This window comes from Flavisolibacter ginsenosidimutans (assembly GCF_007970805.1).
GTDB classification, from domain to species: Bacteria; Bacteroidota; Bacteroidia; order Chitinophagales; family Chitinophagaceae; genus Flavisolibacter; species Flavisolibacter ginsenosidimutans.
This window is the reverse complement of sequence record NZ_CP042433.1, coordinates 226,139-240,926: the sequence shown is the minus strand read 5'-3', so window position 1 is coordinate 240,926 and position 14,788 is coordinate 226,139. Positions and strand designations below refer to the sequence as shown.

At 48.2% G+C, this 14,788-nt stretch carries 9 protein-coding genes; 4 read left to right on the top strand and 5 right to left on the bottom strand.

Going from position 1 to position 14,788, the window contains the following annotated elements; genetic code table 11:
• Nucleotides 1–4: 4 nt before the first annotated feature.
• The 3 genes from ureC to ureA form a co-directional block, all read right to left on the bottom strand.
• On the bottom strand, nt 5–1,726 hold the full coding sequence (gene ureC / locus FSB75_RS00790; RefSeq protein ID WP_146781472.1) for an urease subunit alpha: 1,722 nt from the start codon (nt 1,724–1,726) through the stop codon (nt 5–7).
• An 82-nt stretch (nt 1,727–1,808) separates the two neighbouring features.
• On the bottom strand, nt 1,809–2,189 hold the full coding sequence (gene ureB / locus FSB75_RS00785; protein ID WP_146781470.1) for an urease subunit beta: 381 nt from the start codon (nt 2,187–2,189) through the stop codon (nt 1,809–1,811).
• A gap of 73 nt (nt 2,190–2,262) precedes the next feature.
• Nucleotides 2,263–2,565 carry an urease subunit gamma gene (gene ureA / locus FSB75_RS00780; protein ID WP_146781468.1) on the bottom strand — a complete coding sequence of 101 codons (303 nt, stop codon included), beginning with the start codon at nt 2,563–2,565 and terminating at the stop codon, nt 2,263–2,265.
• A gap of 241 nt (nt 2,566–2,806) precedes the next feature.
• On the opposite strand from ureA, the gene FSB75_RS00775 reads away from it, so the two are divergent.
• The gene (locus tag FSB75_RS00775) at nt 2,807–5,878 is read left to right on the top strand and encodes a tetratricopeptide repeat protein (RefSeq protein ID WP_146781466.1); all 3,072 of its coding nucleotides are present in this window, start codon (nt 2,807–2,809) and stop codon (nt 5,876–5,878) included.
• Between the two features lie 47 nt (nt 5,879–5,925).
• On the opposite strand, the gene FSB75_RS00770 is transcribed toward FSB75_RS00775, so the two are convergent.
• Entirely contained in the window at nt 5,926–8,139 is a 2,214-nt protein-coding gene (locus FSB75_RS00770) for a DUF4231 domain-containing protein (RefSeq protein WP_146781464.1), read from the bottom strand.
• 339 nt (nt 8,140–8,478) lie between these two features.
• Between FSB75_RS00770 and FSB75_RS00765 the strand changes: the two genes are divergently transcribed.
• From FSB75_RS00765 to porY, 3 genes are all read left to right on the top strand, one after another.
• Nucleotides 8,479–9,981, top strand: a complete 1,503-nt coding sequence (locus FSB75_RS00765) for a trypsin-like peptidase domain-containing protein (protein WP_146781462.1) — start codon at nt 8,479–8,481, stop codon at nt 9,979–9,981.
• Between the two features lie 80 nt (nt 9,982–10,061).
• Complete coding sequence (locus FSB75_RS00760) at nt 10,062–10,739, top strand: response regulator transcription factor (RefSeq protein WP_146781460.1); 678 nt, start codon at nt 10,062–10,064, stop codon at nt 10,737–10,739.
• Nucleotides 10,740–10,863: 124 nt separating this feature from the next.
• On the top strand, nt 10,864–12,129 hold the full coding sequence (gene porY / locus FSB75_RS00755; protein WP_146781458.1) for a sensor histidine kinase: 1,266 nt from the start codon (nt 10,864–10,866) through the stop codon (nt 12,127–12,129).
• A 67-nt stretch (nt 12,130–12,196) separates the two neighbouring features.
• Here porY and FSB75_RS00750 read toward each other — a convergent pair whose 3' ends face one another.
• On the bottom strand, nt 12,197–14,770 hold the full coding sequence (locus tag FSB75_RS00750) for a family 20 glycosylhydrolase (protein WP_146781456.1): 2,574 nt from the start codon (nt 14,768–14,770) through the stop codon (nt 12,197–12,199).
• Nucleotides 14,771–14,788: the final 18 nt, after the last annotated feature.

The following is a 14,788-nucleotide window of genomic DNA, read 5'->3' as shown; positions in this document are numbered from 1 at the left end:
TGAATCAAAATAAAAAATAACGTTGCGCTAGCGGAACAACCGACACCGGCTCACAAGCAATCGGCACACCGTCAACCTTCACTTCGTAATTCTCCGGATTCACATCAATCTGCGGCGTTTGGTCATTGTGTATTAAATCTTTTTTTGAAATACTTCGGCAAGCCTTCACCGGAACGATTTGTTTTGAAAGCTTGTAAGTGGCAATTGTTCCGGCATCAACCGAAGCCTGCGAAACAAAGGTGAGACAGGTTTTTTGCACGGCCTTTCCGTAAGCGCCAAACATGTAGCGATAAATTACCGGTTGCGGTGTAGGAATGGAAGCGTTCGGATCGCCCATCTTGCTGGCGACGATCATTCCGCCTTTTATAATCATCTCAGGCTTTGCGCCAAACATGGCCGGCTTCCACAACACGATGTCAGCAAATTTTCCGGCTTCAATTGATCCAACCAGGTTTGCAATGCCGTGTGTGATGGCCGGATTGATGGTGTACTTCGACACGTAACGTTTCACGCGAAAATTATCGTGGTTTGTTCCTTCATCTTCCTTCAATGCGCCGCGTTGCTTTTTCATCTTATCCGCCGTTTGCCAGGTTCGTGTAATCACTTCCGCCACACGTCCCATCGCTTGCGAATCGGAACTCATCATGCTGAACACGCCCATGTCGTGCAAAATATCTTCCGCGGCGATTGTTTCGGGACGAATGCGGCTGTCCGCAAACGCAACATCTTCGGGCACCGACTTATCAAGATGATGACAAACCATTAGCATGTCAAGGTGTTCGTCAATTGTATTCTTCGTAAACGGTCTTGTTGGGTTGGTGGATGAAGGCAAAACGTTTTGATACATCGAGGCCTTAATAATATCTGGTGCATGACCGCCGCCAGCGCCTTCGGTATGAAAGGTATGAATCACTCTTCCGTCAATCGCCGCCATCGTGTCTTCCAAAAATCCGCCTTCGTTCAGTGTATCCGTATGTATTGCAATTTGCACATCGTATTCGTCCGCTACTTTCAACGATGCATCAATCACGGCAGGCGTTGCGCCCCAATCTTCGTGAATTTTTAATCCGCAGGCGCCGGCTTCAATTTGTTCTTTGAGCGGCTCAACGGTTGCGCAATTTCCTTTTCCGAAAAAACCCAGGTTCATCGGAAAAGCATCAGCGGCTTCCAGCATTTTTTGAATGTTCCAGGCACCGGGAGTAACCGTTGTTGCGGCCGTTCCATCAGCCGGACCCATACCACCGCCCATCATCGTAGTAATGCCGCTGAACAATGCGTGATCAATCAATTGCGGACAAATAAAATGAATGTGCGTATCAATGCCGCCAGCCGTTGCAATCAATCCTGCTCCGCCGTGTACTTCGGTTGACGCACCAATGGTCATGTTCGGCGAAACACCGTCCATCGTATCGGGATTACCGGCTTTACCGATGCCCACAATCATTCCGTCTTTGATTCCGATGTCAGCTTTTACAATGCCCCAATGATCAATGATCATCACACTTGTGATCACAAAATCAAGCACGCCTTCGTCGCGTTTTGCTGTGCCCGATTGCGCCATGCCATCGCGGATGGTTTTGCCGCCGCCAAATTTTGCCTCGTCGCCGTAAACAGTAAAGTCTTTTTCGATTTCAATGAACAATTCGGTATCGCCCAACCGCACTTTGTCGCCAGTGGTTGGGCCGTACATGTTTGCGTATTTGATTCGGTTGATGGATAAACTCATGAAACGTGAATTTTTTTTATGAACCCAACTGCATTGCTACTATTTAGCTTTCGTTGCGTCGCACCCTTGTGCGTTCGGAACGTTACTCCGCATCGTTCGAACTGTTCTTAAAATTTTTGTGTGCTGCTCTTTCCAACGCTGCGCCTTTAGTTTCTTCCTTTGCAACACCGTTAACCAAATTGCTAAAACCAACAATCTTTTTTGTACCGCCGAATTCAACCAGCTCCACTTCTTTTTCCTCGCCCGGTTCAAAGCGCACCGCCGTTCCTGCAGCGATGTTCAAGCGCATGCCAAAGGCTTTTTCTCTTTCAAACTGCATTTGTTTGTTCACTTCAAAAAAATGAAAATGCGAACCGATTTGCACCGGCCTGTCGCCGGTATTGACAACAACAACGTTTGTTGTTTTTCGTCCAGCATTGCATTCAATATTGCCGCTTGCTAAAATGTATTCTCCGGGAATCATGCAATAGAATTATGAGTTATAAATGATGAATTATGAATTATGGCTGATTTATTCATTATTCATAATTGACAATTCACCTTATCGGGTGATGAACCGTGACGAGTTTTGTTCCGTCAGGGAAAGTCGCTTCAATTTGTATTTCGTCAATCATCTCTGGCACACCTTCCATTACATCTCCGCGAGATAAAATCGTTGCGCCAAAAGACATCAGTTCCGCTACGGATTTTCCGTCGCGTGCCGCTTCCTGCAGTTCGCTGCTGATGAGTGCTATGGCTTCGGGATAATTTAATTTAAGGCCGCGGGCCTTTCGCTTTTGCGCCAGTTCGCCGGCCAAAAAAAGAAGCAGTTTTTCCGATTCGCGGGGTGTGAGGTGCATGGCTTGTCTATTGTTTTAAAATTAAAGCAACAGCAAGCAATCGAAGGGAAATTACACTTTTATTTTTTACGGTGTTTGAATTATGCACCGTTCAAACGCCGGCTGTCACAACCAAACATTTTGCAGCTCTCTTTCTTTCTTCGGCCTGTTAATTATACGTAGTTTAGAGTGAGAACCCGGTTGCTTCACGACGCTGTTGGTGCCCGAATGAAAACAGGAGTTTTAACCAACACAACCAAACATGCCCGACCATTTTTTTATTTGTTACTCGCGACAAGACGGTGAAAAATTTGCGCTCGATTTGGCCAATAAACTGGCCGGTTTCCCACCGGCCGTAAAAGTTTGGCTCGACCAATTGGACGAACGCCCCGACGGTGATTGGGACGAACAATTGGACGACGCCATCAAAACCTGCAAAGGTCTTTTGTACGTAATGACGACCGACAGCGTGCAGCCAAAATCGGTCTGCAAAAACGAATGGGTGCGTGCCTTGCAATACAAAAAAACCATCATTCCCCTGTTGTTTACGAAAGGCGTTTTGTTGCCTTTTAGTTTGTCCTCGCGTGAATACATTGACTTCTATTCCGATGCCGAAAAAGCACTCTTTCGCCTGCGTGATTTTTTAACTGAAATGGACACGCCTAAAGGCCGCATCCGTTCGCTTAATCACCGCATTGCTGATGCCGAACGCGACTTGTCGAGAGCTAAAGAACCAATGGAACAAACCCGCATCAAAGAAGAAATTGCCGACCTGAAAAAAGAAATTGCGCAGTTGCAGGAACTCATTGACAATCCCGGCAAAGTGCAGGAACGTGTAGAGCAAAGCATTCAACAAGGATTGGAACAAGTGCGTTTGCCGGAGAAACCAATGAGTGCACCGGTGCCGGGAAAATTTATCAACCGTCCGCCGCTTACACCGCCCACCTGGTTTCAGGACCGCATTGACGAAACGGCTTCTATTGCCGCTTTCTTAAAAGACGAAGCGTTGCGCATCATGACGATTGTTGGCCGCGGCGGTGTGGGAAAAACAGCAATGGTTTGCCGACTGCTTCGCTCCGTACAATCGGGGCAATTGCCTGACGACGGCGGACCTTTAACGGTTGACGGGATTGTTTATCTCAGCGATTCAAGCGCCTTCGACCGCGTTACCTATCCCGATATATTCAGCGGCCTTTGCAAGCTTCTTTCCGATGAAACCCGCACACAACTTGAAGCGGTTTACAAAGACCCGAAGACGACCACGCAGACGGCCATTGAATCATTACTCGCTGCATTTCCGCAGGGCCGCACCGTTTTGTTGCTCGACAACTTTGAAGATGAATTAGACGTGGAAACCGGCGAGATAAAAAACACGGAATTAAAAGAAGCGTTGAAGGCAATACTTGAAGCGCCGCCGCACGGCCTTAAAATCCTCATCACAACAAGAGTGGCGCCGACTGATTTTGCTTTTGTTCATCCCGAGTTGCAACGAAGGCGTGATCTTGACACGGGGCTTGAATCTCCCTATGCCGAAGACGTGTTGCGCAAAATGGATAACGATGGAAAGATTGGCCTTCGCGATGCACAAGCGGCTTTACTCAAACAGGCGCAGGAGCGAACGGGCGGTTATCCGCGGGCATTGGAACATCTCTTTGGCATTTTATCTGCCGACCGCAGCACGTCGTTGAAAGAAATTCTGGAGAACACCAAGGAGATTCTACCCGAAAAAGTAACGGCTGTTTTGGTGGGCGAAGCCTTTAGCCGTTTGGATGCAACAGCACAAATGGTAATGCAGGCGTTGGCCGTTTTTCGTTATCCCGTGCCGCCGGTTGCCGTGGATTATTTGTTGAAGCCTTACGTGCCCGGCATCAACAGCGCCGGTGTGCTAAGCCGCCTCGTGAACATGCAATTCGTTCGCCGCGACGCGGGCCGTTTTTACCTTCACCAAATTGACCGGGACTATGCCTTAAGCCGCATCCCGAAAGGAAAAGCCGAAGACCGCAGTGCTGCGTCGCCGGTGTTCAGTTGCTTTGCTTTGCAGGATGATGCGGCCGAATGGTTTAAACTGGCCCGCAAGCCTCGTGAAGATTGGAAAACACTGGAAGACATGGCCCCGCAGTTGTCGGAATTTGAACTGCGTTGCGAAGGCGAAGATTACGACACGGCTGCCAACCTTCTGCTTGAAATTGATTTCGACTACCTGATGCGGTGGGGACATTTTCGTTTGGCTACCGAGTTGCACGAACGGTTGCAGGGAAAGATAAACGACAAAGAATTGGCTCAATACAGCGCCGGCAATTTAGGCAATGCCTATTACCGCATGGGCAAGTTTGAAACCGCCATCGCATTTTACGAGCAATCCATCCGCCTTGCTGATGAACGGGCCGACCCGCCGAGCAAACGTTATTCATTAAACGGTTTGGGCGTTTGTTACGATGAAATGGGACAGGCGCAAAAAGCATTGGATATTTACGAAGAAGCACTTCAGATTTACCGCGATGCTGGCGATCAAAAAGGAGAAGCCATTGTACTTGTAAACTCGGGAATCATTTTTGCCAACGTCGGCCGGATTCACGACGCCATAAAAAAATTTGAAGAAGCCGTTGACATTGACCGCGAAATAAAATACCGCGACGGAGAGGCTTATGATTTGGTGAACCTGGGACAACGCTACGCCGACCTTGGTGAATACAAACAGGCATTAAAGCATTACGATGATGCGATGCAATGCGCAAAAGAGGCCGACAACCCTTTTATGCAAGCCATTATTCAAACCAGCATTGGCGCGGTAAAAATGGAACAAGGCTTTGCGGAAGAAGCAGTGCCAACCTTTAAAGAAACCATCAAAATCTTCGACGAAATTTCGGTACTGCAAGGCCAAAACGAAGCAAGGATGAATCTTGCCATTGCTTATCTGCTTGCCGAAAAATTTACCGAAGCGATAGCGATGTGCAACGCGGCTTTGCAGAACGAATACCGCTTGAATACACCCAAAGTGAACATTGTTTTTGGCATTGCCACCTTGCGCAGTGGCAACGGTGAGGCCGCGGCAAAAGCATTTGCCACTGCCTCGCAAAAAGCAGAAGAATTCATTGAGCAAAGCCCGCAGCTTTACGAATTTCATTACGCAAAATCACTGGCTCTCTGCGGTCTTGTTTTGTGCGGGAAAGAGAAAGATATTTTGCTTGCAAAAAAATCGTTTGAAGCGGCAAAAAACCTTTGTGCCGAAAAAGGCGTTGTACGCCGTTGGCAACTCTTGTACGATGCGCTTGCCAAGGCCGACGGCAAAGGCTTGTTAACGGAAACAAGGAATTTGCTTTCAATAAAAAATTAAAAGAACCGGCACCAATTGCCGGTTCTTTTCTTGTGCATTGCTTTTCTTTATTCGGGCTTGTCCTCCTTCACGTCACCATCACTTCCTCCTTTGTTCTCTGTTTCATCGTCGTCGTTTTTATCGGCGGGACTGTCATCGTTTTCCACATTGGAAGGCGGCGCAGAATTTTCACCAGCCGCTTGGTTGGTTACGTTTGGCGCAGCCGCATCCGTTGCTTGTGCCGGTGCAGCTTCCGCTGCAGCTTTTGCTGCGTCGTTTTCGTTCATACCTGCCTGAACGTTTGGCTCGCCGTTGTCGGCAACCGGCGCTGCACCTTCACCTGCAGCGCCCCCTTCTCCACCGGGAGGCGGCGGCGGAGGTGGCACATTAGCGCCTTCGCTTGCATTGTCCTTTCCTTTGTCCTTCTCTTGCTCTTTGCGTAAGGTTTCCAGTGCATCTTTCATTTGTTGCACCCAGCCATCCAGTTCGGTTTGCAGCACTTCTTCGGTATGGTCAACCAGGAGCTGAATGTTTTTCGTCATGGCCTGTTCGCTTGACGAAAGTGCGTTCCACCAGCCTTTGACATTTTCTAAATCCGTGGCCGCCTGGTTGTATTTAGTCAGCGTGTTCTCTACCTGCATGTAACCAAGATAGGTGGTAAACGCGGCAACGATTGCGGTAGTTAAGGCAATCCAAACCGGCCATCCCGCAGCCGACAAAAAGGTACCAACAGCAGCGGCAATCAACACACCGCAATGAAGCCTGAAGTATTGCTTTTGAAGCTTTGGCGTCTTTCCCTGAAAATATTTTATCTGCTCGTCCAGCCGGACCTCCACGTATTTGTCCGGCGTAAGTACGCTGAAGCCGTCGTCACTTGGGGGCTGTCCATAATTCGGCGGATACACGCCGCCGGTGTATTGCTTGAGCGAAGTAGAGTTTACTTCGGTGCGCATTACACGCCGCGTAACGTCTTCCACTTTATGCGTTAGCTCTTGTTCCGGCGTTACCTGTTCCTGCCGCTTCATCTCTTCATCTGTTCTTGTTTCCTGGGCGGTCGTGTCAACTTCCTTGTAATAGCCCTTTACGCGGTATTTGTAAATTTCACGCTTGATGGATTCGGCGCCGGCTCGCAACAGCATCCACTTGCTTCCTTGCTTAAACCGGTTGGAAGCTGCCACCAATGCCGTAAGGCCAATGGGAATGAGGATGAGCAGGTATTTAAAAGTCTTGGCAAGAACCGTCACCCGAGAATCATCATAAACGTGATAGGTTTGCAAGACCTGGTCCGAAATCGCCAACGCGGTTCCAATTAAGCCCACGCAAAGAATCCACATTTGCAGATGACGAAACCACGACTGTTGGTTTCCGGCGTTCAAATCATAAGTCGCAAAAGTTTGCCAGGCTTGTTGCAAAACTTTGTCGGTTGCCAGTTCGCGAAGAATAAGCCGGTTCATTCCTTCCACCAAATCGTCCAGCGAATGCAAATGAATGTCGCCGTCGGCAATGATTTCAGCGAGGTCGGGATCGTCCGGCAGAACGTCTTTTTTGTCGTATGCATCCGTAACGTCTTCTGCTAGTCCGCCGCTACCTTTCACGACAATCATCGGAATCCTGCGCCGCACGGCCTGTACCACTTCGTCTTTTGTTACCGCACCGCCGCCTATCAAAATGGCCAATGCCGGTATCTTTTTTTCTTTCGCCGGTTGGCTGTTTGTACCGCTTTCTTTTTTGCTTCGCGAAAGCCAGCTTGTTTGTGAACCGTTGGCGCTTTGCGCAGCGTCCACTTCTTTTTTTGGCGGTTGCATAAGCACATCTGCCAGGTTAAACAGCGTTGGTGTTTCGTTGCCCCATTCGTTGCCGTCAACCAAAACAAAATGCGAATGATTGGGCTCTAAAGGCGTGGCGTTCGCCGGCACGTCTTGCAAACCCGGAAAACTAACCTTGCCTTTCGGCGCCACACCAATCAACGAAACTTTTGTGTTTCGGCTGGCAACCCCCGCTCCCACCAACATGGCAACGCCTGCGTTAGTGCCGCCATCAAGAATGACGGCTTTTGCATCGGCGGCAGCGCTGGCAATGCCTCTGCGGCACAATTGCGTAAGACGCGGGACAATTTTTTCTTCGATGTTGTCGGCGCTGCCAAACACGAGGATGATGGCGTTGTACGGTGCAAGATTCAGTTTGTCTTGAATTTCGGCCGCCGCGTCTTCGCTTGAAGAAAATACGGCAACGGCTTTTTGGTTACCGGAAAACTTAATGGGCTCTTGAATAAGATCAGGCATTTCTTCCTCCGTTTGTTTTTGGTTAAATGATGTAAACTGGGTTTGATTGCTGTTTTTTAAAGCACCGGTTTTTCACGGAATACAACGGCACAACGGAGTTTTCAACGGGGAGTTTTGCCAGAGGGAACAGCGCTGAAAAGAGAAAGTAAGTTAAGACCTGTATTTTGTTTTTGCAAACAGAAATAAGGAGTTGAATTGCGAAACCTTTCTCGTGCACCAAAGGACTTTCACAATGCGTTGTTGCGCTGAATAAAAAATCGTTTAACGCAGCGTTTAGAAATTTCTTCAGAAATGCTTCAGACGGCGGCGGTAAGATTGCCTTGCAAAAAACAATTAACCATGACAGTAAAACAATCTTTCGCAGCGGTAGTGGTGGCAGCAGCCATTTCAGTGGGCAGTATTTGGGGCTACGATCAGTACCGGCAAAATCATTCGTCCGCGTGGGACAACCAGCAAAACTCATCTCTCTTTAAAAATGCAAGCTATACGGAAACCTCGCCCGGCGGTCCTGGCGTGGACTTTGAAAAAGCCGCTAGCAAAGCGGTGCCTTCGGTGGTGCACATTAAAACCTTGACAAAGGCCAAACAAGCGGCCATGCCAGACCTGCAAAACAGTCCGTTCCGCGATTTTTTTGGCGACGGCTTTGACGACATGTTTGGCGGAAGAGGAAACATGCAATCGCAAGTGCAACGGGCTTCGGGCTCGGGTGTGATTGTAAGCGCCGACGGCTACATCGTGACCAACAACCACGTGGTGGACGGTGCCGATGAATTAACCGTAACCCTGAGCAACAACAAAACCTACAAAGGAAAAGTTATTGGCCGCGACGCCAGCAGCGATTTGGCCGTGGTAAAAATTGACGCCACCAATTTGTCGTACATGAACTTCGCCAACTCCGACGACGTTCATCTTGGACAATGGGTATTGGCAATTGGCTATCCGCTCAACCTCGACGCAACGGTAACATCGGGTATCGTCAGCGCAAAATCAAGAAGCCTTGGCATCAACGGCCGCCAAAGCAAAACGCCTCTGGAAGCCTTTATTCAAACCGATGCGGCCATCAATCCCGGCAACAGCGGTGGCGCCCTTGTAAATACCGACGGCGACCTGATTGGCATTAACAGCGCCATTGCTTCGCCCACGGGCTCTTATGCCGGTTACGGTTACGCCATTCCTTCCAACATGGTGAAAAAAATTACCGGCGACATTGTGAAGTACGGCAGCGCCAAACGGGCTTACCTCGGCATCATGTTCGGCAGCGATCAAATGAGCGACGAAGACCGTCAAAAGGCAAACATTAAAGACGGCGTTGGCGTGTATGTGATGGATGTTTCGCAAAACAGTGCGGCTGCGGAAGCCGGCATCCAAAAAGGCGATTTCATTACAAAGATTAACGGCGTTGCCATCAACACCGGAACGGAAATCATTGAAAGAATCGCGGCCATGCACGCTGGCGATAAGTTGAACGTAAGCTATCAACGCAACGGCAGTGAGAAAACAGTTACAGTGATATTGAAAGGCGATGCCGGAACCTATGCGTTACTAAAAGAACAAGCCGTTGATCAACTGGGCGCTTCGTTTGAAAGCCTCGACCCGCAGAAGGCGGCTCAACTCGGCATCAGCGGTGGCGTGCAAGTGAAAAGCCTTTCACAAGGCGTGCTGAGCGAACAAACACGCATCAAAGAAGGCTTCATCGTCACCAAAGTAAATGGCCGCAGCGTAACCAGCGTTGACGCGTTGAAAGGAGCGATTGAGAACGGCGGAAGCAGCGTTGTCATCAGCGGCATTTATCCGTCTCAACCCAACCGCGAATACCAATACGCTTTAAACGATCTTCAATAAAAATTTATAGTTCGATTGTTGGTTTTGGTTAAGAGGCCCCGCCTTGTGGCGGGGTTTTTTATGGCCGTATTTTTATTGCCATGAAAATTCTCATCATTGAAGACGAAGGCGCCTTGCAGCAATCCATTCAAACGTATTTGGAACACCAGGGATTTGTGTGCGAAGCGGTGGGTGATTTTTTAACCGGCCTGCAAAAGATACGGTTGCATCAATACGATTGCGCGGTGATTGATTTGAACCTCCCTTATGGCAGCGGCTTAAACCTGGTGAAAGAATTAAAAGACGTAGAAGCAAAAACAGGCATCATCATCATCTCTGCAAAAAATGCGCTGGAAGACAAATTGAAAGGCCTCGAACTTGGCTCGGATGATTACCTGACAAAACCCTTTCATCTTTCCGAACTCAATGCCCGCATTCACGCCATCATAAGGCGGCGCAATTTTGAGGGCAGCAAAGCCATTGTTTTTAACGAGATAAAATTAGAGCCCGAAGCGCAACGCGTAAGCGTTGACGGCAAGGCCGTTGACTTAACGGAAAAAGAATACCGCTTGTTGGAATATTTTGTTGCCAACAAACGAAGAGTACTCACCAAAGCCGCCATTGCCGCACACGTTTGGGGCGATGCTTACGAGCAGTTGAGCAATTATGATTTTATTTACACACACATTAAAAACCTACGGAAAAAATTGGTAGAAGCCGGCGCCGGCGATTACATAAAAACGGTTCACGGCGCGGGGTATAAATTTTCAGATAATTGAATGTACGTTGTTACCCTGAACTTGTCGAAGGGTTGCAGCGCAGGCATACGAAAGGCTTCATTTGTTTTGGTGATTGCCCTACGTTTTACTCACATAAAACTGCATCGGTTTTATCAAACGAAACATGAAACTTCTAACGAAAACCACACTGTATTTTTTGCTCGCCATCATTCCGCTTTTGGCCGCATCTGGTTACTTGTTGTTCAGTCGTTTTAACGCACAAATCAACGAAAGAGCCGACAAGGAACTGGTGTACGAAGAGTTGCAATGGATTGATTACTTAGACGCGGCAACCGCAAGCGGCAACAACTTTATTTTGCGCTCACCCGACTTGTTGATTTATCCCGAAGACGGACCGGCAACTAACGCTCCCGAACTCTCCACCATTTATTCGGCGCGTGCAGGAAACGGCGTACAAATTCCGTTTCGCCAGTTGTCAGATGTGGTAGCTGTGAACGGTGTTACCTATCGCATTTTCATTCGCAAATCGCAGGAACAAAAGCTTGCCTTGGTAGCCAACATTGCCACCAGTATGTTGGTGGTATTTGGCGGCCTTTTGCTTGCCACACTGCTTTTCAACTGGATCATTAGCCGCCGGCTTTGGCAGCCTTTTTACGAATCGCTACACAAGATTCAAACCGTTGAATTGCCCAAAATGCAGGCGCTTCGTTTTGACGAAAGCAGCACCGAAGAATTCAACCAACTGAATGCAAGCCTGAACACAATGGCGGCAAAAATTCACAGCGATTACATTACCGTAAAAGAGTTTACCGAAGACGCCGCACACGAAATGCAAACACCGCTGGCCGTGGCGCAAAGCAAACTGGAACTCTTGCTTCAGGACAGCAACCTGAACGCAACGCAAGCCGAAGCCGTGGTGCAGGCAAGCGATGCCTTGCAACGGCTGGGCAAATTGAATCAATCGCTTTTGCTGCTGGCGAAAATTGAGGCTAACCAGTTTGAAGCAACCGGCACAATCAATCTTGTGGACGTAACAAAAAAATACCTCACCCTTTTTGATGCCGTAATCAAAGACAAAGAGTTGTTGGTGGAGACAAACTTCACCGGCGATTTTGGCGCAAGGCTTCATCCCTTCCTCGCCGATTCACTCGTGAGCAATCTGTTGGGCAATGCCATCAAGTACAATTTCCAAGGTGGCAAAATAAGCATAACGGTAACCAAAAATGATTACAGCATTTGCAACGCAAGCCAGCGACCGCCGATAAAACAGGAGAATCTTTTCCGACGCTTTAAAACGTCGCCGGAGAACGGTGAAACCTCAAACGGTCTGGGACTTGCCATTGTAAAAAAGATTGCCGACGCCAACGATATGACGGTGCGTTATGAAGCAACGAACAACGTGCATTGTTTTCACGTCGCAAACAAATAAGCGTTGAATTTCTTTCCCGTCACGATACGAAAGAGCATTTGCAAAGAAGCTGTCTGCCAAGAAAAATTTACTCTCCGTCAACAGGCACAAACGTAAACTCCCACTTTACCGGGTTTTGCCAATCCTTTCCTTTAAAACTTTCAACGGGGCATTTAATCAAGACCGTGTTCCAGCCTTTCTTCAGAGATATTTTTGTTGGCTCCCGGTATTCGTATCCTTCATCAACGAGCGGTGTTTCGGCGCTTCCTTTCATACCGCCGTGCTGCCAATGCGGTGGGGAAATCTTTTTTTCGTTCACCCAAACTTCACTGCCTTTATTGTCCCATTCGTTGGCGGGCGGCGAATCGGTTGCGGGCGAACGCGAAAGATTATTAAAGCCGATCCAAAAATTTTGTTCGCCGTCTTCATCGCTCCAAGCTTTTATAAAAGCATAGAAGGTTGAATTTTGTTTCGGTGAATCAACGGCGCCTTTTATCAAGGGATACCACCAATGCCGCAAAACAATTGTTCCGCCAACAACGTTCTTGTAAAACTTCCACTCGCTTTGATTGGATGAATATTCGGGAGAGAATTTTTTATTCGCATCGCCTTCGTTGTCGTAAGGCCCGTACAGTTGCCACTGCATTTGCGTCTGCTTTACGTATGGAAAAGCTTTGTGCCGGAAGTAACTTTCTTTTTGATCGAGCAAGCGGCCTTCAAATTCGGTAAACGCTTTTACATCGCCGTTGCTTACGTTCGCTATCCATCCCGCCTGTCCGCCGCCGCGCCAGGTTCTTTCGGCAAAAGCTAACATGCCGGGATAAACAGGGTTCATGCGCAAAATGTCAACGTCCTGCTCTGCTCTTCTATCATTCCACATACAAAGCGTTGCGCCCAAAAGGGAAGAATCGCCTTTTTCTTTGTCGCCAATCTCGCGGTTAAAAATGGTGACGACGGCCTCAAGCGGATCCATGTGATTGAGGTAAAGATGCCGGGAATCAATGAAGCGAATATTGTCCTTCGAAGAACGGTGTGCGTTATCGTCCATCCACAATTGCCGAATCGTGCTGTTGCTAAAATTTCCGCCCGGCTGCCAGCCAATCACGCCCTTTCCAAAGCTTTCAATGTAGGCAGTCACTTCGGGAACAAATTTTTGATTCGTGATCTTCACTTCATCAGCGCCAATGTGGATGTAAGGAACGTCATAGGTGGTGCAAAATTCTTTCAAAATATTTTTGACGATAAGCAGGCCGCTGTCGTTTTGCATGTCGGTTTTCATCGCCCGTTTAAACGTGGCACTGTGTCCCGGCATGTCAATCTCGGGAACGAAAGTGATGTATCGTTCCTTGCAATAAGCAATCAATTCTTTTATCTCTTCTTCGGAATAATACTGGCCCTTGTTGCGCAACATATTTTCCGGCGCCGTGAGTTGCGGGTACAGTTTGCTTTCAATGCGCCAGGCAATGTCTTCGGTGGGATGAAAATGAAAAACGTTGAGCTTGTAAGCGGCCATCGCATCAATCTGTTGCTTGAGCAAATTCATTGAAACGTAATTCCGTCCCACGTCAATCATGTAGCCGCGCCAGGAAAAAGCCGGCCAGTCGGTGATGCTGCAAGCGTCCAGCGTTGCGCCGTCTCTTGCCAATTGCAGCAGCGTTTGAAGGCCGTTGAAAATGCCGTGTGCTGTATTAGCGGTTAAAACAATTTCGTTTTCATTTACCTCAAGTTGATAGGCTTCCTCTTTCAGCATTGGTGACGAAACTTTTCCCAATTGCAGGAGGATAGCCTTCTCTCCTTTTTCTCTTTTTTTCTTTTGAAACAAGATCGCAAGTCCCTTCTTTTCCAATTGGCGTTGAAGCCACAAGCCTTCGTTGCGAATTGCGTCGTTGTTGATAAAAATGGAGCGGCATTCGACCAACGGAAAATAGCCCTTCTGCCATTGCAGTTTTTGCGGCAAAGGCAAGAGGGATGCCTGCTGTTGCAAACCGTAAACCTGCGGATAAACCAAATGCTTCCAGAGCAAGTAACCCTTACCCAACAAATGCAGACCGTCGTTGGTGAGTTCCTTTTTCATCTTGCCGCTTTCATCGCAAAACGACGAGTAAAGGTCAACGAAATTGTAGCGGTAGGTTGTTGCGTTCTGCTTCAGTTTCTCGTTCACTTGTTTTATTTGCTGGCCTTTGTTCGTGTGTCCCGGAAATTTTTCAAAGGCATCGTTCACCGGCAAAATGCTTTGCACAAAGAGTTGCGTGGAAGGCGTTTCTTGTTTTAAATAAGAAGCGGCAAGCAGAATGTTTTTCACCACGCTGTCGGGTGAAATGTTTCTTGCCAAATCGTTTACACCAATCAACAGAAAAACTTTGGCGGGCTTGCGTTGTGCCACTTCATCAAGACGGTTCAATACACCGGCGCTTACATCGCCACTGATGCCGCGGTTTTTAACTTTTAAGTCATTGAAAATTTCGCTCCACTCGCCGCCGTCGGTGATGCTGTTGCCGAGAAAAATAACGTCGCCCTTTGTTTGCGGCAGGCTACGAAAATGCGTTGCCCGCTGATGATAATAAGTAGGAAAAAGCGAATCGGGATATTGCGGAAGAAGGATTTGCGCCTGCAAAAAAAAGGCGCAAAGAAGGAAGGTTAACGAGCAAATAAGTTTCTTCATTTTATGTTTGGTCAAGGG